Here is a 19,455-nt window from a genome sequence, read left to right on the forward strand (position 1 = left end):
TCCGGCCGAACCACGCCGCCGGCTCAGGTCGGAGTGGCCAGCGCGAACGGCAGGACCGCCGGAGCGCCGGCCCTGCGGAGTTGATGCGCGGCGGCGGTGAAGGTCCAGCCCGTATCGGTGAGAGCATCGACCAGCAGGATCGGCCCGTCCAGCGGGCCGAGATCGGGCAGTTCCCATAGGTCGTGCAGCGCGGCCACCCGGTGCGCGGAGTTCACCGCCGATACCGGCGGCCGGTCCGGGCGCACGCGCATCGTGCCGAGATCGCGGAGCTTGCCGATCTCGGCCAGCCGCGCGGCGACGCTCGCCGTCAGCACCGGATGCGTCGGAGATTCCAGGGCCAGCACCGCGGTAGGACGGGTCGCCCAATCCCAGTCGCGCAGCACCGCGATGCAGGCCTGGATCACCGCGTCGGGGACCGGCTGATCCGGGCCGTCGAGCAGGGACCGCAACCGCTGCCCCCAGCCGAGGGCACTGAGCCTGCCGAGCACCCGGCCGGTCTCCGCACCCTCGGAGATCTTGCCCGACAACGGAATACCGAGCTTCGCCATTCCCGTCGGCCACATCTTGCGTGGCGCCAGGTCGATTCCGGGACGGTCCAGGCGGGCACGCGTGGCGGCGACCGCCTCGGCATCGAGCGCGGTGTCCGGCCGGACGCCGGTGCAGTTGTCACAGCGGCCGCAGTCGGCGCTGCCGGGGCCGGCCCCGTGCAGGCCCGGATCGTCGAGCTGGCCGCGCAGGAACACCATGCGGCAACCGGTGGTCGTCTGATAGTCGATCATGGCCTGCTGTTCTGCGGATCTGGCCGCCTCCAGCCGCTCGTAGCGCTCGCTGTCGTAGACCCAGTCCTGGCCGGTGGACAACCAGCCGCCGCGCACCCGGCGCACCGCGCCGTCGACGTCGAGCACCTTCAGCACCATTTCCAGGCGCGACCGGTTCAGCTCCACCAGCGGCTCCAACGCCGCCGTCGACTGTGGACGCTCGGTGTCCAGCGCCGCCAGCACCGAGCGCACGATGTGCTCACGCGGGAAGGCGACGGAGGCGAAATAGCTCCAGATGCGTGCGTCCTCCGGGCCGGGCAGCAGCACCACTTCGGCGCGTTCGGTTCCACGCCCGGCGCGACCGACCTGCTGGTAGTAGGAGATCGGCGAGGAGGGCGCACCGACGTGCACCACGAAGCCGAGATCCGGTTTGTCGAACCCCATGCCGAGCGCCGACGTGGCGATCAGTGCCTTGACCTCGTTGTTCAGCAGCGCGGCCTCGAGCATCTCGCGTTCGGCGGGATCGGTCTGGCCCGTGTAGGCGGCGACCGTGTGGCCGTGCGAGTTCAGGACGTCGGCCAGGTCCTGTGCCGCGGCCACGGTCAGGGTGTAGATGATGCCGGAGCCGGGCAGCTCACCCAGATGGCGGCTGAGCCATGCCGTGCGCTCGACGGCATCGTCGAATCGCACCACCGACAGGTGCAGCGATTCGCGGTCGAGGGTGCCGCGCAGCACCAGCGTGTCGGTGCCGATCTGGGTGGCGACGTCGGTGACCACGCGGTCGTTCGCGGTGGCGGTGGTGGCCAGTACCGGTACATCCGAACCGAGGTCGGCGATCAGGGTGCGGATGCGCCGGTAGTCCGGCCGGAAGTCGTGACCCCAGTCGGACACGCAATGCGCCTCGTCGATCACCACCAGGCCCGCGTCGGCTGCCAGCTTGGGAAGGACCTGGTCGCGGAAATCCGGGTTGTTCAGCCGCTCCGGGCTCACCAGCAGCACATCGACCTCACCGGCCGCGACCTTGACGTGGATGTCGTCCCATTCGGTGACGTTGCCGGAGTTGATGGTCGCGGCGATCACCCCGGCGCGTTCGGCGGCCGCCACCTGGTTGCGCATCAGCGCCAGCAGCGGCGACACGATCACCGTCGGCCCGCGCCCTTGCGCCCGGAGCAGTTTCGCCGCGATGAAGTACACCGCGGATTTTCCCCACCCGGTGCGCTGCACCACCAGGGCGCGACGCCGGTGCACCACCAGCGCCTCGATGGCGGTCCACTGGTCCTCGCGTAGCCGCGCCGCGCCCCCGGCCAGCTCCCGCAACAGGCTCTCGGCCCGCTCCCGCAGCCCGCCAACGTCGATACCCGCCGTTGTCGTCCCCTCAGCTGTGTCCATGGGGGCCATGGTGCCCTACACCACCGACACATCATCGATCCCCGCACCGAATCCGACGGTGACGACTGATTTCGCCGTGTTGTGGGTAACTCGTCGGGTACGGGCTACCTGTCCGACCCGTCACCGCCGGCCGCCGACGCTACTGTCTACCCACCCGCGTCCGGCCGAGAATCGCGGTGCGGCGGCAGTGGGGGCGCCGGGCGCCATGACCTGGTAGGAGGACGTAATGCCGGACAGATTTCAGTCGCCCGCGGGGTGGTCGCCGCCCGGAGCGCAGTTCCAGAATCGTGGCGCGCTCGGCCGCACCCTGATCGGTACCGTCGTCGCGCTCGTGGTGACGCCGATCGGAATCGGGATCGCCGCGCATGGTTCGCTCGCCACCAGCCGGTGGTGGGATTCGGTGGACCGCTGGAGCGCACCCGGACAGTCGGTGCTCGGTGCGGTCCTGCTGCTGTTGGTGGCGGTGCTGGCCGCGTATTCGCCGGCCGCGACCATGATCGCGGGCCTGATCTGGGGGATCCTGCCCGGCATCATCCAGATCTTCTTCCCGGAGGACACCTTCCGCCTGATCGGCGACATTCCCGGTCTGGCCGCCGAGCTGCACGTCGCGCTACATGCCTGGCTGGTCAGCGGGATGGTGCTGATCGTCGGGACGCTGCTGTTCGGCGCGGGTGTCGTCGCGACGTTGAAGCGTCGCTGAGTGCACACCGCCCCACCGGGACCGGCCACCGGAGCAGTCGCGTACGCCCTTTACCCGATCTGGCGGGCCACTCCTGCGTATCGGCCAGAGGTGATCGAGAACCAGCTCTCCCCGATCGGGCGGTACGTTCGGTGCGAGGAGGGCCTGGCCCGGGAAGGCCGGTGCGCTGAGTGAAGGAGGTCCGAGGATGAGCCGGACGACGGTTGCGGTCGGTCCGGGGGAACAGCCGCTGCTCGAGCAGGCGGTGCGGGAGGCGGGTGCGGAGCCGGCCGGGCTCGACGAGGCGCGCGCGCTCATCTGGAATGGTCCGCCGGCGCAGTTCCCGGATCGGCTTCCGGAGGGCCTCGCGTGGGTGCAGTTGAATGCGGCCGGTGTCGAGGACTGGTTCGACGCCGGTGTGTTCGAACGCTTTCCCGGCCTCCGATTCACTTCTGCCGCAGGCGCTTACGCCGCGAGCGTGGCCGAGCACACGCTGATGCTGCTGTTGGCCGGGGTGCGGTATCTGCCGGAACATGTGCGGGCCGAGAGCTGGCGGCAGCGCGAGTTCTTTCCGCATGTCGGGTCGTTGCGCGGGGCGACGGTCGCGATCGTGGGCGCGGGTGGGATCGGCCGGGCGCTGATACCGATGTTGACGCCGCTGGGGGCGCGGATCATCGCGGTCAATCGGTCGGGTCGGCCGGTGACCGGGCCCGGTATCCCGGAGGACATGGAAACGGTGCCCGCAGGCGAACTCGCCGGGGTCTGGTCGCGCACCGACCATGTGGTGATCGCGGCGCCGGCCACGGCCGAGACCAGGCATCTGGTGGGCGCGAAGGAGCTGGCGCAGCTGCGGCCTGCATCGTGGGTGATCAATGTGGCTCGCGGCAGTCTCGTCGACACCGACGCCCTGGTCGAGGCCCTGCGCACCGGCACGATCGGCGGCGCGGGGCTGGACGTGACCGATCCGGAACCGCTGCCCGATGGGCATCCGCTCTGGTCGCTTCCCAATGCCATTGTCACACCGCATGATTCGAATCCGCCCCAGCTGCGCATGGCGGCATTCGCCGAGCACGTGCGGGCCAACGTCATCCGTTTCGCCGATGGGCAGCCGTTGCTGGCACCGATCGAACCGGACCGTGGGTATTGAGGTGGGGCGGAAGCGGCGAGCGTTAGACTCGGGCGGTCGACGGCCGGGCGCCCGCCGGTCCGGCGCAGGTGGGGACTCGAGGAGGTGCAGCGATGCCGAACTACCGGATCGATGACCTCGCACGTGCCGCCGGGACCACCAGTCGTAATGTCCGCGCCTATCAGGAGCGCGGGCTGCTGCCGCCACCGGTCGGTAAAGAGGGCCGCGCCAGCATCTACGACGACTCTCATCTGGAACGGTTGCGGCTGATCGACGCGCTGCTGCAGCGCGGTTTCACCACCGCGCACATCGCGGATTTCATCACCAGCTGGGAAACCGGCAAAGATCTGACCGAGGTGCTCGGCCTCCAGCACGCGGTGACGGCGACCTGGTCCAAGGAGGAGCCGTTCGAGGTCTCGCGGGAGCTGATCGAATCCATCCTCGGCGCCGACGCCGACGAGCTGGTCGGCCAACTGCGCGATCTCGGCCTGGTCCGTGTCGAGCACGACACGGTGGTCTTCACCGACAGCCAGCTGCTGAGCACCTTCGCCGAACTCGACGAGTACGGCTTCGACCTACGCGCCCTGATCAGCGTGCACGCCCAGCTCGCCGCGCACATCGACGACATCACCAAGATCATGATCACCGCCGCGAAGCAGCACATCGTCGACGAGCACGGCCCCGGCTGGTTGCCGGAAACCAGTGAAGAGATCGCCGAGACCACGGCCATGCTCAACAAGATGCGCGAACTCGGAGTGGCGTCGGTGCACAGCACGCTGGCCCGCTCGCTGGACACCAATCTGCGCCGCGAACTCGGTGAATACCTGGAAACCGCGGCCCAACGTGAACGCAATCGCGCCACCGCCACCGGCGAATCGACCCGCTAGCGACGGCAACGACACGCGATTCACGCCCGGGAGACGGTTCGGGCCGTAATCTGCTTGGCAAGCGTTTGCCGACGAATGGAGTCGTCATGACCTCCGATCGAGCGAAGCTGCCGCCGCAGGGCCTGGTGCGGGTGGTGGAGCGGGTGCGCAATGTCATGGCGAGCGCGCACCGGCGGATGGTGCCGGGCCATATCGCGCTGCTGGAGATGGTCGCGGCCGGCTGGTTGACCCAGGCCATTCACGCCGCGGCGGCACTCGGCGTCGCCGACGCGCTGGCCGACGGGCCCCGCGACAGCGCGGATCTGGCGCAGGCGGTCGGCGCCGACGAGGACGCATTGCGCCGGTTGATGCGGCTGCTGATCAGTCACGGCATCTTCACCCGCCGCCGCGACGGCCGCTACGCGCTGACACCGATGGCGCAGGCGCTGCGCGTCGACGCCGACGTCTCGTTGCGCGACGCCACCCTGTTCTTCGGTTCGAAGATCCACCGGGACAATTGGACACAGTTGGTGCAGGTGGTGCGCACCGGCGACGCGGTGGGCAATACCGTCGAGGGCGTCCCGCTGTTCGACTATCTGCGCACCGACCGCGAGTTCGGCGTGATGTTCGATCGCGCGATGTCGAGCATCGATACTCTCGGCCGGGAGCCGCTGCTGTCGGCCTACGATTTCGGCCGTTATCGCACGCTCGTGGATGTGGGCGGCGGGCAGGGCGCCTTGCTGGCCGAGATCTTGCAGCGGGCACCGCGGTCGCACGGCATCCTGTTCGACCTGCCGGAGGTGGTGGGCGAGGCTCGTGAACGGCTGACCGAGCTGGGTGTGGCCGATCGCTGCGCGGTGGTGGCCGGCTCGTTCTTCGACACCGTGCCCGAGGGCGGCGATGCCTATCTGCTCAAACACGTCATCCACGATTGGCCGCACGATCACGTCACCCGGATTCTGCGCACCGTACGCAATGCCATGTCACCGCAGGCACGGCTGTTGCTGATCGAACTCGTCCTGCCCGACGACGATCGCCCGCATCCGGGCAAGTACATCGATCTGGAGATGCTGGTCAACACCGGCGGGCGGGAACGCACCGAGGCCGAATACCGTGCGCTGCTGGCCGAATGCGGCTTCACGCTCACCTCGGTGACACCGACCCTGTCCCCGGAGAATGTGCTCGAAGCCATCCCGGCGGGCTGAGCGTGACCGGTTGTCCAGGCCTCGCTGATCCCTGTGGACGCCGCACCTTTCGACCTTCCAGCGCTCCTACCCCGCCACCGCCTGCACGATGAGCGCCAGGTACAGCGTGAGGATGAACAGCACCGCCGGAATCACCGGATATTCCTCGTCCGCGGAGCGCATGAACCGCAGCCCGCCGAGGAGCGGAATCACCAGCAATACCAGCGGAATCCAACCGAGCACCGCGCGGGCACCCTGGTGCTCCCAGGGCCGCACCAATGCCAGATCGGCCGCGACGGCCACCACCGCGCAGCCCAGCGCCGCGAACACCGACCCCGCCGTGCCGAGCGCGTTCGAGTAGTACATCTCCCCCGGCCGCGGGATCCGCGAGGTCTTGCGCGCGAATTCGAATTGCAGGAACGCCCCGGCGAAGATCACCGCGGCGGCAGCCGCCTGCCAGCCGGATGCGACGTCGCCGGTGTCGATGGCCGACACCACGACATAAGCGGTGACCAGCAACTGCACCGGATAGGTGACCACCAGATTCAGCAGGATATTGCGGCGAATCGGTTCGGAGATCCGCTCCAGTCCCCACAGCCCGAGCCCGTAGCCGAGCACCGCGGTGATGGCCACGGCCGAACCGATCGACAGCAGCAGACTCGCGGCGATCGCGCCGACCGCGATGACGGCCATCGCGGCCCGCAGATCCCACGCGGTGACCGCGCCCGTCACCAACGGCCGGTCCGGGTTGTGCACCCGGTCGTAGTCGAGATCCTTCTGCTCGTCGACCATCCGCAGATACAGCAGGACGACGGCCACCACGACAATGCGCAGTGCCGTCGCCCAGCTCGGCCGCCAGCTCGCCTCCGGATCGGTGACCAGCGCGGCGGTGCCTTCGAGCGCCAGCACCCACAGGATGCCGTAGAGCAGATAGTGCGGCTTGTACATCACCGCGGTGAAGCGGGCGATGCGTACGAACGAGGCGACGGGGCCCGCGCCGCCCGGTGCCCGGTCGGCCCGGCCGGAGACCTGTTCGCCGGTGCGCACGCTGCCGCCCTCGCTCACCGCGCACCCCAGCGGTCCCACATGGTCACCTCGGCCGCGGGGGCTCGGGTGGCCCGGCGCGCCTCGCCGGGTAGCAGATGGCCGACCGGCAGCAGCGCCACCTGCGTCACCTCCGCGAACGGGATGCCGAGCAGGTCGGCGATCTCGCGTTCATAAGCGAGATGCGCGGTGGTGAGGCAGGAACCCAGGCCTCGATCGTGCAGGGCCAGTTGAAGATTCCACACCGCCGGATAGATGGATCCGTAGAAGCTGGCCAGCAGCCGCGAGGACGCCTCCGCCGGTGGGCGGCCCAGCGAGCACACCACCACCAGCGCGGGCACCTCGTGCAGATGCGCGGCCAGGTATTGCCCGGAGGCCAGGTCGCCCAGCTGATCCGGCCGCGGCGTGCGCGCGGAGAGATAGGCCGCGAAGCCCTTGCGGTAGTACTCGGCGATCTGCTGTTTGGTATCGGGGTCCTCGACGACGAGGAATCGCCACGGCTGCCGGTTGGTGCCGCTCGGCGCCTGCACCGCGATATCGAGGCATTCGAGTAGCTCGCGGCGTTCGACCGGACGGGTCAGGTCCAGCCTGCGCCGGAACGCCCTGGTGGTGGTGAGCAGTTCGGCGCCGCCCATCACCGGCCCGCCTCGTCGCCCGGTTCGGCGACGACGGTGTCGTCGATGAACTCGGCATCTACCCGGGCCGCGACGGCGCCGGCCTGATGGATCTCGCAGCGCACCACCGTGCGGTCACCGGTGCGCCCGATGATCTCGGCGCGGCATTCGGCGGGGCTGTCCAGCTCGACGAACCGGTCGAAGGTGCTCGAGACGCCGAGCAGCCTCGGTGCCTGCTCGAGCACCATGGCCAGCGCGGTCTGCCTGCACGCCTCGATCAGCAGGCTGCCGGGGACGTGGTCGAGCGGATGGTCGAACAGGAATGGATGCCCGATATCGGGCACCAGCGTCGCGATCGCGGTGCTGGCTTCGCGCCGGACGGGGCCGACCACCACGTTGCGCCAGTTCTCCCGGCCCACCGCCGCCGGTTCGGCACGCTCGGTCAACGCGGAGGCGCCGACGAACGGGCCGAGGCCGAGACTGTCGCGGAAGCCGCTGCGCATCCGCTCCCAGCGGCGCCCGGTGGTCCAGGAGAACGACCCGTCGACGGTCATCATGGGAACGCCGCCGCAGGAGATGTCGAGCACCATGTCGACGCCGTGCATATCGGTGCCGTCGTGGTGTTTGCGCGGCACTCGCACCGCCAGCACCAGATCCGCCGGCGCGAATCCGACGTCCCAGGCCGCGGTGTCGGAGCCGGCACCGTTGAAGGTGCGCACCAGGAATGCCCGGTCGGTGGGGACGGCGTAGAACTCGTGGGTCAACGCGATCGCGGCCTGCCTGGCAGCCTCCATCACCACCAGCGGATCGTGGCGCAGCGCCAGGGTGCCCGCGTGGTCGCCGTAGTAGGAGTGCATGCGTGGTAGTTGCGCGCCGGCGACGAACTGGTCCTCGCCGAGGCTGTCGAGGGAGGTGACGAACACCTCGGAAACCGCGCAGCGGTGCGCCAACTCGCGGGAGATGGTGCGGGTATGCGATGCGGTGTTGTCGGCATTCACTGTCTCGACGCTCACGGCCGGGCCTCCAACCAGTCGGATGCGGTCACCGGGCGCAACGTCTGCGGTTGCGTCCCCACCCGCATGGGCAGTACGTAGGACCCGAGCACGATCACCGACCACGGATCGAGCTCGACGCCCTGATCCCAGGCCGTGGTCAGCAGCCGTGCACAATCGGGATCGGATTCGGGATCGATGCCACCGGGCAGCCTGATTCCCGCGTCTTCGGCTTCGGCGATCAGGCGGTGGGTGGCTGCGGCCCGGTCGAAATCGCGGGCCGGTGTGCTCGCGTAGAGCTCGGCGGCCAGCTGCCCGGCGTCAGCGGATCGGTCGGCGCCCGCGGCGGCGCGGGCGATCAGCTCGGCGCGGCGCGGCTCATCGAACAGAATGGCCAGCTCGCGCAGCACGTCGGCCGGATCATCGGGCGAATGCACCAGGTTCAGCAGGTAGCTGTGCTGCCCGAGCAGATGACGCAGTTCGCCGCTGCGGCGTTTGCGCGGGTCGGTGGGGCCCTTGGCCTCGGTCAGCCGGACCGGGACGGGCAGTTCGGCATCGGCTCCGGCCACCACGAGCACCAGCACATCGCAGATGCCGACCAGCAGATCGGCCAGGCGGCGGCGCTCGGTGGAGGCGATGTTCCATGAGTAGTACCACAGGGCGCGCGCCAGCAGCCGGTCACCGGTGACGCGGTCGGCGTCCACCACCCGGAAACCATTGTCCGCCAGCCACTCCAACGTCGGCTCGACCGCACGGCCCACGATGGCATCGGGTTTGAGCAGCAGCAGCGAATGTGCTCTGGCGAATGTCGCCGCGTCCACCCCGGCACGGTCGAGCTGATCGACGCTCTCCTGTACGTAGGTGTCACCCGCATAGGCGTGCACCTTCTCCGGCTGCGTGGTCAACGCGCCCAACAGCTCGCGCAGCGCGTGGCTCATCGGCGCACCCCGCCGACGCCCGCCAGGACGTCCTCGATCGAGGGCAGCGGCACACCGAGATACCCGGATTCCAGGCAGTAGTCGAGCAGTGTGCGCAAATAGTCCTTGCCGGTGGCCGGCGAGGGCCTGCCGAGCAGCGCGTCGGCGTGCTCGGTGTCGAAGACCAGCCTGCGCCGGAAGTAGCTGGTGTAGAGCGAGCCGATGCGGCGGTAGTACTCGCGTTCGATAGGCGCGAGGTCGGATTCGGCGAAGCTGCTCTCCGGGACGAACGTCGCCACCTCGAAGGACGGATATTCGGCCAGCACGTCGGAGACCTCGCGCAATGACAGCGTGTCCCGGCCGAGCGCGTGCATGGTGCGTCCCGAGGCCGAATCGAAGTCGAGCACCGCCGCGGCCACCACATCGGCCACATGGTCGACCGGGGCCAACGACAGCGTCGCGTCGTAGCGGCCCGGCAGCGAGCGCAGTTTGCCCTCGACCATCAGTTTCACCACGGTGTAGAGGTTCTTGTACTCGCGGATGACGCCGGTACCGCTCGCACCGGTGACGATGCCGGGCCGCACGATCGCCCAGCGCAGACCGCGCTCACCCGCGGCGTGGACCAGCTGTTCGGCCCGGAACTTACTGGCCTCGTAGCCGTTGCCGAATTCGTGGCCGGTGTCGAGTTCGTCCTCTCGGACGGTGCCGCCGCGCATCCCGCACACGTACGCGGTGCTCACGTGCACCAGCGGCACCTGCCAGCGTTGCGCGAGGTCGATGGCGTTGGCGGTGCCCGCGATATTGAGCTGCTCGTACTCGGCGTCGGAAGCGTCGAAGGCGGTGGTGGCCGCGCAGTGCACGATCACCCCGACCCGCTCGGCGAGACCGTCGGCGTCGCGATCGTTCAGCCCGAAACCCGCAGCCCGGATGTCACCGGTGACCGCGCTTCCCGGTTCCAGCAGAGTGCCGTCGTTGCGGGTGATCTCACCCTTGCTGTGCAGCACCGCGGCGACCGGGCGACCGGCCGCAGCCAGCCTGGCCACCACTTCGGCGCCGACCAGGCCGGTCGCGCCGGTGACGAGGGCGGTGTCGCGATCGCTCATGACCGGCCGTTCAGACTGCCGGTGATCAGGGTGACGACCTCACCGACCCGGCGCACCCCGGCCAGCTCTTCCGGCTTGTATCTCGGCAGCTCGAAGGCGCGCTCGAGCACCACGGTCAGTTCCATCAGCCGCAGCGAATCGAACCCGAGGTCCTCCATGAGCCGCTGATCGTCGGCCATGGCCGCGTCCTGGTCCGGTGCCATGGCGCGGATGAGGGCGCGGACCCGGTCGGCGACGGCGGTGTCGATGGCGCTCATGAGGTCTCGCTTTCGCGTAGATGGGGTTGCCGGCCGCCGGTACTCAGGAGATCGCGGGCCTCGTCCAGCGGCAGGTCGGTGTCGAGATAGCCGGCGATGCGCAGCCAGTCGTAGCCGATGGCGAGGGTGCGCCGCCACTGTTCGCGCGAATCGAAGGAGGCCGGGAAGTCGGCACCACCGGCGACCGCGCGCACCAGGACTACGAAATCGTCGATCGCGGCGAACCCTGCCATCATGTCCGCGCCCGAGCCGATGGCCGTCGAGAAGCGCACCGCCTGCGCCGTTTCCAGCGCGTCGAGCAGTTCACCGCGGCGCCCGGCGTGCGGCGGCAGCAATCGGCGCACCGTCTCGACGGGCGCGACGTCGGCGGGCAGCGGATGAATCCCGAAGGCGGACAGCAGCACCCGCACCGCCATCGCGATCATCCGGTGCGCGGCGATATCGGCGACCGCGCCCTGCGCGTTCTTCACCGCCCCGGCCAGATCCTCGCGGGCGTTCTCCAGCACGATGTTCGACCACACCAGGTTCATCGCGCATTCGGTGAACCTGGGGGCGGGCAACGGCGAGAGGGTGGCGATCGGATCGGTGCTCACCGCCCCCGTGACGCCGAGCGTCGGCGCCGCCCACGAGGGGACCGGGGTATAGGGCCGCAGCGGTTTGCACATGGCCAGCGCGGGTTCGATGGGCCGGTCACCGCGCCAGTGCAGGCCGACCAAGCCCAGCCGCAGGAACTCGGCGAGTTCGGCCCGCAGATCTGTGCTCGCGCGACCGAGCACCGCGGCCAGCGAATGCCGGAAGACCACCGAACGCCAGGCGCGGCCGCCGCGTTCGGACAGCACGAAGACGTCGCGGTCCTCGCGGATGACGTGGATACGCTCGCCGATCTTCCAGGTGGTCACGCCGGGAACCCGGGCGAACAGGATCTGGTCCGCGTCGTCGGCGACACCGGTCACGCCGAGGTCGGCGGCCAACGCGAGCAGCTGCTCCCACCACAGGCGCTGTTCGAGGGCCCGCTCGGTGCCCGCACCCAGGATGCCTTGCGGACGAACGGAATCCGCTTCTCCAGCGCCATCAGCGCCGATCTGCTCGCCGGTGGCGCAGGCGATCGCCGCATGACCGCCGGTGAGCAGATCGTGGAATCGAGTGATCCGCTCGTCCGCGCCGATGCGCGTCAACTGCTGGGGCAGCCATTTGGTTTCGAGGTAGGTCTCGTTCACTCCGGCCGCCCAGGCCTTCATCGCCTGCCGCAGCCCGTCCTGCGCCCACTCGCGAGCTTCGGCGTCCGCGCCGAGGGTGCGCAGCGCCACCGCGTACCGCAGCGCCTGACGTGCGCGCGCGGCCCACCAGTCGGCCAGCGCGGCCGCGAACTCGCCGTGCGGCAGGGCGGCGCGCAGATCGTCGATCGCGGGTGTGCCCGAGCGCACCACGGTGGCGCGCAGGAATCGCTGGCAGCGATTGAGCAGGTCCTCGTCCAGGACCGTGGGATCGGCGGCCTGAGCGACCGTGTCCAGTTGCCTGCGCAACTGGGCTTCCGAACGCGTGCGCACTTCGACGCGGCGACCATCGATGAACAGCACCGTCGGCAGGGTCGGCAGCTCCTCGGCGCCGGGTGCGACGACCAGGAAGTCCACATCGGAGCCCTCATTGCCGAAGCCCTCGGCCAGCGAGCCCTCGAACAGCACCGCCGAATCCGCGGGGATCGCCACCTGAGCGAGCGCGGCATCGAGCAGTTCCCTGGTGCGGTCGGCGGACAGGGTCGGCGTCGGCGTGCCGGCATCGGCCGGTGCCGCGCCGGTGGCCGCGGAGGACGCGGTGCCGTCGGCCTCGTGCACCACCGCACCGTCCAGCGCACCGTCGGCGAACAACTGCCACATATGCCTGCGGCGCGGCTTACCGCTGGAGGTGCGCCGGATCAGCCCACGCGGCCCGGTGACGATGGTGGCCGTCTGCGCGGGGCCGAGCTCACCGCGAATGATCTTGCGTGCCTCGGTGATCCACTCCCCCGGCGCCGACTCGGCGAACAGGGCGATGCCCTGCGCACCGGCCTCGGTGATCGCCACCGCGGCCAGTTTGCCCTTGGTGATGCCGGTTTCCTGGGCGACCCGCGATTCGATGTCCTCCATGAACACCGAACGACCACGCACCTTCAGGCTCGAACCCATCCGGCCGAGCACGAAAACCTCACCGCGGTGCAGGAAACCGGCGTCACCGGTGTAGAGCACGCCGTCCTCGATGCGAGTCGACGACCCCGGACTCGGCGGCCCTGAGTAGCCGAGGGCGACCGAATCGCCGACCACCACCATTTCGCCGAGGGTGCCGTCGGGCAGGTCGTTGCCCTCCTCGTCGACCACCCGCACCGTCGATTCAGGGGTGGAATAGCCGAGGCCGGTGATCCAACCAGCGCCGTCCACCCGGTGGTTGTCATCGAGGGGTTGTTCCTCGAGCACCGCGACCGGGGCGCCGAACCGTAGGGCGGCGTTGTCCAGCCGCAGTGCCGTCACCGGGCGGCCGCGCGCCGAGGACGTCACCATCAGCGTCGCCTCGGCCAGCCCGTAGGCGAGGGTGTAGGCGTTCATCGAAAAGCCCTGGCGGCCAGCAAGTTCCGCGAACGATTGCAGATCGGCCACCTCGACCGGCTCAGAGCCGACGGCGAGGGTTCGCCATCCGGACAGGTCCAGCTCGGCGATGTCCTCGGGCCGCACCCGGTGCGCCACATAGCCGAGCGCGAACGACGGCGAGGGCGAATGCTGAGCCCTTGTCATCGCCCGCAGCCAGCGGACCGGGTCGCGCACGAACTGGTCCGGCCGCATCAGATACAGCTCACCCTGATTGGTGACGGTGGTCAGGAACGCGCCGACCAGCCCCATATCGTGATACAGCGGCAGCCACGACACCATCGCCTCACCCGGGCGCCAGTCGATCAGCCGCGAGATCATGTCGATGTTGTTGGCCAGGTTGTGCCAGCTCACCCGCACCCCGCGCGGCGTGCCGGTGGACCCGGAGGTGAACTGGAGCAGCGCGCACGGATCCGGCGCGCCGAAAACGCGCTCCGCCGGGGCCGGCGGCAAGGTCGCCGGGTCGACGACGACCGGCTCATCGGTACGCCCCGCCTCCACCATCGCGCGCCGGGCCAGCTGCTCGAACTCGACCGAGGTCACCACCACCCGCGGCTGCGCCTGCGCCAGGATCGCGGCCACATGACTGATGTACTGGTCGAGATCGCCGAACATCGGCGGCGCCACGGGCGTGAATACCCCGCCACATGCCCACACCGCGTAGAACGCTGCCGTACAAGGAAACCCGGTCGGCATGACCACACAGGCGCCGTCGCCGCTGCCCATACCGTGCTCGCGCATCACCTGCGCGATCGACCAGGTGAGGTCGGCCAGTTCGGCGTAACTGCGGTAATCCCAGCCGTCGGCCTCGTCCGCGAAATGGATGCCGGTGGCGGCGTCCGGCTCGACGAGCCACTGCCGCACCGTCGCCACCTGATCGATCTCACTCATCGCCGGGCTCCGCTCCGGACAGCACCGTCACAGTCCCCGTGGTTCCGTCCACCCGTATCCGCATTCCCGTCCGTATCCGCTTGGTGATGTCCTTGACCTGCACAACCGTCGGCACGCCGAGTTCGCGCGCCACGATCGCGACGTGGGTGAGGGGGCTGCCCCGCTCGATCACCAACGCCGACGCGGACGGCAGCGCCGCCACCCATCCGGGGTCGGTGCGGTAGGCGATCAGGATGCCTCCGGCGACGTCACGGGGCTCGTCTACCATAACCGCGCCGCCCTCGACCACACCGGATGATGACGGCGTGCCTGCCAGGACGGTACCCGGGGTCGCGGGCGGGGTATCGGTGACGGGAACCCAGCCCTGGGAAGCCAGCTCCGGCCGGCCGAACGTGGCACCGACCGTGCTGAACCGCGCGGGCGCCACCAGCTCGGCATCCTTGGCGCGCTGCACCTTTCGCGCCGTCACCAGATCGCGGTAGCTGCTGGTATCGGCGCCCTCATAGCTACCGCGCAACTCCTGCACGGTGAGGTAGAAGACATCGGAGAACTCGTCGATGACCCCGCGCGCGGCCAGATCGCGACCCATCACCCGGATCATCCGCTTCACCATGCCGAACGCCCTGGTGCGGCAGAACCGCAACCGCTCACGGTGCGCCGCACACCGGGATACCTTGGCGCGCAGCCGTTCATAGATCCGGCGGCGCACACCGGTCAGATGCGCGTCGAGGTAGGCGTCGGCTTCGGCGGCCCGATCGGGCTGCTGCCCGGCCTGCCCCACCCGGCCGAGCGCGCTGCGCAGCATCACGAACAGGCTCGCCGGATCCTCGCGCAGATCCGGGGTCTCCAATTTCAGCTCGTCCAGGCTGCGGTAGCCATAGCGGTCGATATAGGCGTCGACCTCGGCACGGAATGCCGCATGGGTTTCGCTCGCGTGCAGCTGACGGTAGACCTGTTGCGGTTCGGTCGAATTGACGAGTGCGGTCAGTTCCGGGTCGGCGTGCACCGTCTCGGCCATCGCGGTCAGCGCACGGGCCGGTTCCGCCGATTCCACATCCGCGCCCGGCCCGACGACCGCGTACAGGAACCATTCCGGCGCCTTGGGCTGGAACAGCTTGGTGAGCAGGAACATCGCGCCGGTGCAGGTGAGCAGGATGGCGTCGAGCACCATCAGCGGCCCCCAGCGGCGCACCAGGTCGGCGTCGACCCTGCGGTACGCGGCGTAGGCCTGCTCTCCGGTGAGGGTGGTGTAGTCGAGTGCCTCGTATTCGTCGTAGACCCGGTAGAACTCGGTGAGGAACTGCTCGACCAGCGCGTCGATGCCGAACAGCCTGCGCAGGTAGGTGACGGTGGTGACCGTGCGCGAGCGGATTCGTTCGGCCGTCGAGCCGAAGGTGTAGGGCCGCAAGGTTTTCGCGATCTCATCGGGCAGCGGTTCGTCCACCCCGAGCGCCGCCTCCAGCACCTTACGGTTGAGCGGATAGCCAGGGGCGATACCGACCATGCGATACCAGTGCAGCAGGTTGTAGTAGACCCGGCCGTGGAAATAGCCGAGCAGCACCGGCGTCCACGCGTCGGTCTGGCGCAGCTGCTCGGCGGGCACCTTCAGCGATTCGGCGTAACCGCGGTAGACGCGACCGTAGATATCGGCGGCGGTGGTGTAGGTCAGCGGCGAGGTGAGGCCGCTGAAGCTCTCGATGATGTTGGAGTTGTCCCAGATCCGGGTCTCGCCGTCGGGCACCGCCTCGCCTGCGCCGCGGATCAGCGCGGCCTCGGCCACCGCCCGGTCCGCCACGGACGCGAGTGCGGTGGTGATGGGGCGGGCCTGCAGGAACCAGATGCCGTCGTCGTCGATGGCCCATTCGATGTCCTGTGCGGCGCCCAGCTCGGCCTCGAGCTTGCGGCCCAGCTCCGCGAGGGCGGCGATCTCGGTCGGCGTCAGCGCAAGGCGTTCGCGGCGCGCGGCGTCGACCTCGCTGGTCGTCGCGCCACCGAGCTCACTGGGCAGGACGGCGCGGTCCTTGTCACCGATGACGGTGTCCAGCACCGTGCCCGCACGGTCCACGACCACCGAATCGGCATCGACCGCGCCCGAAACCAGGCCCTCTCCCAGTCCGTAGACGGCGCTGATCACCAGCTCATCGGGCGACCCACTCGCCGGATTCGCGGTGAACATCACCCCACTGACCCGGGCGGGCACCAGCCGCTGCAACACCACCGCGACGGCCGCGACCCTCGGCTGATCGTGGGCGAACGCGTAGTCGATCGATCGCTGCGAGAAGGCCGAGGCCCAGCAGGCCCGCACCTGGCGCCGCACCGCGTCCTCGCCGTCGACATTGAGGAACGAATCGAATTGACCGGCATAGGAATGCGCAGGCCCGTCCTCGGCGGCGACCGAGGAACGTACCGCGACGGCCCCGCCGCCGAGCCGGCGATAACCCTCCCCGATCAGCTCGGCGACGTCTGCGGGCAGATCGCCGGATTCGATCGCCGACCGCAACGCCACGCCGGCAGCGGAGGCCGCCTCGGGCGTGTCGGCCGCGGCGAACGCCGCGATCTGCTCGTCCAGACCCGCACCTGCGGCGAACGCGTCGAAGACGTCGGTGCCGAGCACCGCCCACTCCGGTACCGCGAATCCGCTGTTGTGCAGGATGTGCAATCCGCGGGCCTTACCGCCTGCCGAGGCCGAGATGGCCTCCGAGTCGGTCCACGGTCCGAGCAGCTGCACGCTTCCTCCCATCGCTCCCGGTCGATACCGGGCAGCTCATATTCTCGGGCCCCCCGCGATCACGAAGGGCCCGCGACCGAGTAAATCCGAGCATTGTCTGTATATCCGAGAATTGACCATGGTGTTAGCTCACAATCCTCGGGTCCCCGGCAGCACCACACCATTCGGTACGGCATCGGCGGCCGACACACCGGCGGCGACCACTAAGCTGTCGGGCAGCGTCGGTGGGTGCGGTGAGGATGTGATCGGGTCGTGAGTTGGACGTTCACCCCGGACGAGTTCGCCCATATCTGGCGCGAAACCGACCAGGACCGGCATCCATACCCCTTGCGCATCCTGGAAACTCCACGCACCGAACGCGAGGCCGACGCGCTGCGCGCCGAACTGACCACCCGGCTGCCGCTGGGCGCCGACCCCGATCTGTCGGCCTGCCTGCGCATACTCGCCGCCCCGCACACCAGGATCGTCGCCGTCGGCGGCGGGCACACCGCGGGCAGTGAGATCCGGCTGCTGGCCGCGGCCGTCTTCGATCGCGGAGTGCTCGCCGTCCAGGAACCCGGACGCACGCCGGATTTCGGTGGGCAGGTCCGCGTCTCCATCGGCCACAGCGCCAAACTCGGCACCCGCATCGCCGCGCTGCTCCCCAGGACACCCGCAGGACGCGAACCGGCTCGCGCCGCCGCGATCGACGCGATCCGCGACGACGAGGTGGTGGTCGCCACCGAACGTGCGGCGCTACCGATCCGGCGCCTGCTGCTACGACCGCACACCGCCGAAGGCCATATCCGCATCGAGGCACGCCTGGACCGGCCGACACCGCCCGCGCCGGTGCACTACACCTGGATCGATGTCGAGGGCGACGGCCGCTATCTCATCAAAGCCGGTGACACCGTGCACATCGTGCCCGCGAGCAGCGAACAGTTGGCCGCGCAACTGCAAAAGCGGGTGCCTGCCTGATCCGTTCACCCACTGACCGGCGGCCTCGATTGCGGCTACGCTGAATCGGACCGAGGAGGGGACAGCGATGACGATCGAGAGCAGCCGAGCTGAAATCGCCCGGTTTCGGCAAGCGGCACACGCGGGCACTGTCAAGTTCGATCCGGCCGCGGCGCGGCGCTGCGCCGAACTCTACGACCACCAGGTCGATCGCCTCCTACACCTGCAACAGCGGCTGGAATCGGTAGCCGAACCGCACGGTTTCGGCGGGTTCATCTCGGCACAGCAGTTGCAGGCCGGATTCGGGCACAAGGCGCGCGACGCCGCCGCTCTGCTCGACCACTACATCGAAGCCGCCTACCGGATGAAAGAGGCGTTCCTGATCAGCGGCGGGCTCTACGAGGAAGCCGACGCCGCCAATGCCGCCGCCGTGCGGGCCGTCGCCGCGAGGCTGCCACGATGAGCGGCACCGACCCCGAGTACATCAGCGCGATGGAGCACTTCGAGTCCATGCGGCACGAAGAGATCTACGCGAAGACCCAGGAAATCGACGCGGCGGCGATCCTGCAGACCTCCGCCGCCTGGCTGGAAGCCGCAGCGGGCCTGTCCACCTCGTTCCCGCTCACCCGCGACAGCGTCGACCGGGTGATGGACGCGATGGAATGGGAGGGCGCAGCCGCCGACGCCGCGCGTGCCGGCGCCCACAGCTTCGCCGCCTCGGTCGACGAACTCTGCGCGGTCCTCGGGCAGGTCGGCGCCCGGATCGGTGCGGTCGCCGCCGCGGCGGAAGCGGTGAAACTCGCGGTCGTGCCGCCCGGCGGATCGGGGCCCATCGGCGCCATCGCCCGGCTGCTCGAAGCCGCGAACGTCATCGACGCGCAGATGGCGCAAGAGGCCTTGCGCCAGGAAGCCGTGCTGGCGATGAACATGATCTACAAACCGGCGTACCAGCTGGCAGGCACCGGTGTTCCGGCGTTGCCCGACCCGCCGGCGGCTCCGGGACAGCCGGCTCCACTGGCGCCGGCCCCGCAGCAACAGTTGCCCGGCGACCGGGATACGCCACCGAATGGTGCGGCGCCCTCGAATCCCCCACGGGCCCAGCAGGATCCGGACTCCACGACACCCGGCCCGCCGGACGCCGGAACTCCCCCACCGCAGTCTCGTGGCGAGGACACACCACCCCCTGCCGAGAATCCGCAGGACGACACGCGGCCCGGGCCGCAGGCTTCCCCGCCGCCCGTCCCGCCCGAACCTGCGCCGGTCCCGAACACGCCCGCCCCGGCACCACCGTCGTCCGATGCCCCGGCTCCGACCGAACCCCCGGCTCCGGCACCACCATCCGCCGAGGCCCCGGCC

Annotated in this window: 16 protein-coding genes; 7 read left to right on the plus strand and 9 right to left on the minus strand. The window is 69.6% G+C overall.

Annotated features, from left to right (window positions below; translation table 11 throughout):
- Nucleotides 1-23: 23 nt before the first annotated feature.
- Entirely contained in the window at nucleotides 24-2,147 is a 2,124-nt protein-coding gene (locus GV790_RS15815; RefSeq protein WP_163814115.1) for a RecQ family ATP-dependent DNA helicase, read from the minus strand.
- A gap of 226 nt (nucleotides 2,148-2,373) precedes the next feature.
- On the opposite strand from GV790_RS15815, the gene GV790_RS15820 reads away from it, so the two are divergent.
- The 4 genes from GV790_RS15820 to GV790_RS15835 all read left to right on the plus strand — a co-directional run bounded on the left by GV790_RS15820 (nucleotide 2,374) and on the right by GV790_RS15835 (nucleotide 6,023).
- Nucleotides 2,374-2,847: a hypothetical protein gene (locus GV790_RS15820; protein ID WP_163814116.1), complete on the plus strand. Its 474-nt coding sequence runs from the start codon at nucleotides 2,374-2,376 to the stop codon at nucleotides 2,845-2,847.
- A gap of 187 nt (nucleotides 2,848-3,034) precedes the next feature.
- The gene (locus tag GV790_RS15825) at nucleotides 3,035-3,973 is read left to right on the plus strand and encodes a D-isomer specific 2-hydroxyacid dehydrogenase family protein (RefSeq protein WP_163814117.1); all 939 of its coding nucleotides are present in this window, start codon (nucleotides 3,035-3,037) and stop codon (nucleotides 3,971-3,973) included.
- A gap of 92 nt (nucleotides 3,974-4,065) precedes the next feature.
- A complete protein-coding gene (locus GV790_RS15830) occupies nucleotides 4,066-4,839 on the plus strand; it encodes a MerR family transcriptional regulator (protein ID WP_163814118.1) in 774 nt (257 codons plus the stop codon).
- A gap of 86 nt (nucleotides 4,840-4,925) precedes the next feature.
- Complete coding sequence (locus tag GV790_RS15835) at nucleotides 4,926-6,023, plus strand: methyltransferase (protein ID WP_163814119.1); 1,098 nt, start codon at nucleotides 4,926-4,928, stop codon at nucleotides 6,021-6,023.
- Between the two features lie 66 nt (nucleotides 6,024-6,089).
- Here the strand turns inward: GV790_RS15835 and GV790_RS15840 are convergent, their stop codons facing one another.
- From GV790_RS15840 to GV790_RS15875, 8 genes are read right to left on the minus strand one after another with little or no spacing between them, the layout of a single operon-like run.
- Nucleotides 6,090-7,088 (minus strand): hypothetical protein, encoded by a 999-nt coding sequence (locus tag GV790_RS15840; RefSeq protein WP_280210927.1) that lies wholly within the window; start codon nucleotides 7,086-7,088, stop codon nucleotides 6,090-6,092.
- A complete protein-coding gene (locus GV790_RS15845) occupies nucleotides 7,064-7,681 on the minus strand; it encodes a nitroreductase family protein (RefSeq protein WP_175585907.1) in 618 nt (205 codons plus the stop codon). Before GV790_RS15845 ends, GV790_RS15840 begins: the two co-directional genes overlap by 25 nt.
- A complete protein-coding gene (locus GV790_RS15850) occupies nucleotides 7,681-8,673 on the minus strand; it encodes a ScbA/BarX family gamma-butyrolactone biosynthesis protein (RefSeq protein ID WP_163814121.1) in 993 nt (330 codons plus the stop codon). Before GV790_RS15850 ends, GV790_RS15845 begins: the two co-directional genes overlap by 1 nt.
- Complete coding sequence (locus tag GV790_RS15855; protein ID WP_163814122.1) at nucleotides 8,670-9,590, minus strand: nucleoside-diphosphate kinase; 921 nt, start codon at nucleotides 9,588-9,590, stop codon at nucleotides 8,670-8,672. The genes GV790_RS15850 and GV790_RS15855 overlap by 4 nt, the downstream gene beginning before the upstream one ends.
- Nucleotides 9,587-10,672 carry an SDR family oxidoreductase gene (locus GV790_RS15860; protein WP_163814123.1) on the minus strand — a complete coding sequence of 362 codons (1,086 nt, stop codon included), beginning with the start codon at nucleotides 10,670-10,672 and terminating at the stop codon, nucleotides 9,587-9,589. Before GV790_RS15860 ends, GV790_RS15855 begins: the two co-directional genes overlap by 4 nt.
- A complete protein-coding gene (locus tag GV790_RS15865) occupies nucleotides 10,669-10,929 on the minus strand; it encodes an acyl carrier protein (RefSeq protein WP_163814124.1) in 261 nt (86 codons plus the stop codon). Before GV790_RS15865 ends, GV790_RS15860 begins: the two co-directional genes overlap by 4 nt.
- Nucleotides 10,926-14,435, minus strand: a complete 3,510-nt coding sequence (locus tag GV790_RS15870) for an AMP-binding protein (RefSeq protein ID WP_163814125.1) — start codon at nucleotides 14,433-14,435, stop codon at nucleotides 10,926-10,928. Before GV790_RS15870 ends, GV790_RS15865 begins: the two co-directional genes overlap by 4 nt.
- Complete coding sequence (locus tag GV790_RS15875; protein WP_163814126.1) at nucleotides 14,428-17,163, minus strand: phosphoenolpyruvate synthase; 2,736 nt, start codon at nucleotides 17,161-17,163, stop codon at nucleotides 14,428-14,430. Before GV790_RS15875 ends, GV790_RS15870 begins: the two co-directional genes overlap by 8 nt.
- 252 nt (nucleotides 17,164-17,415) lie before the next feature.
- Between GV790_RS15875 and GV790_RS15880 the strand changes: the two genes are divergently transcribed.
- From GV790_RS15880 to GV790_RS15890, 3 genes are all read left to right on the plus strand, one after another.
- On the plus strand, nucleotides 17,416-18,120 hold the full coding sequence (locus GV790_RS15880; protein WP_163814127.1) for an ESX secretion-associated protein EspG: 705 nt from the start codon (nucleotides 17,416-17,418) through the stop codon (nucleotides 18,118-18,120).
- A gap of 67 nt (nucleotides 18,121-18,187) precedes the next feature.
- Entirely contained in the window at nucleotides 18,188-18,562 is a 375-nt protein-coding gene (locus tag GV790_RS15885; protein ID WP_163814128.1) for a hypothetical protein, read from the plus strand.
- Nucleotides 18,559-19,455, plus strand: an 897-nt coding sequence (locus GV790_RS15890) for a hypothetical protein (protein ID WP_163814129.1), incomplete at its 3' end; no start/stop codon positions are given. The genes GV790_RS15885 and GV790_RS15890, both read left to right, overlap by 4 nt.

It is taken from the genome of Nocardia cyriacigeorgica, from assembly GCF_010858045.1.
GTDB lineage: Bacteria > Actinomycetota > Actinomycetes > Mycobacteriales > Mycobacteriaceae > Nocardia > Nocardia cyriacigeorgica_E.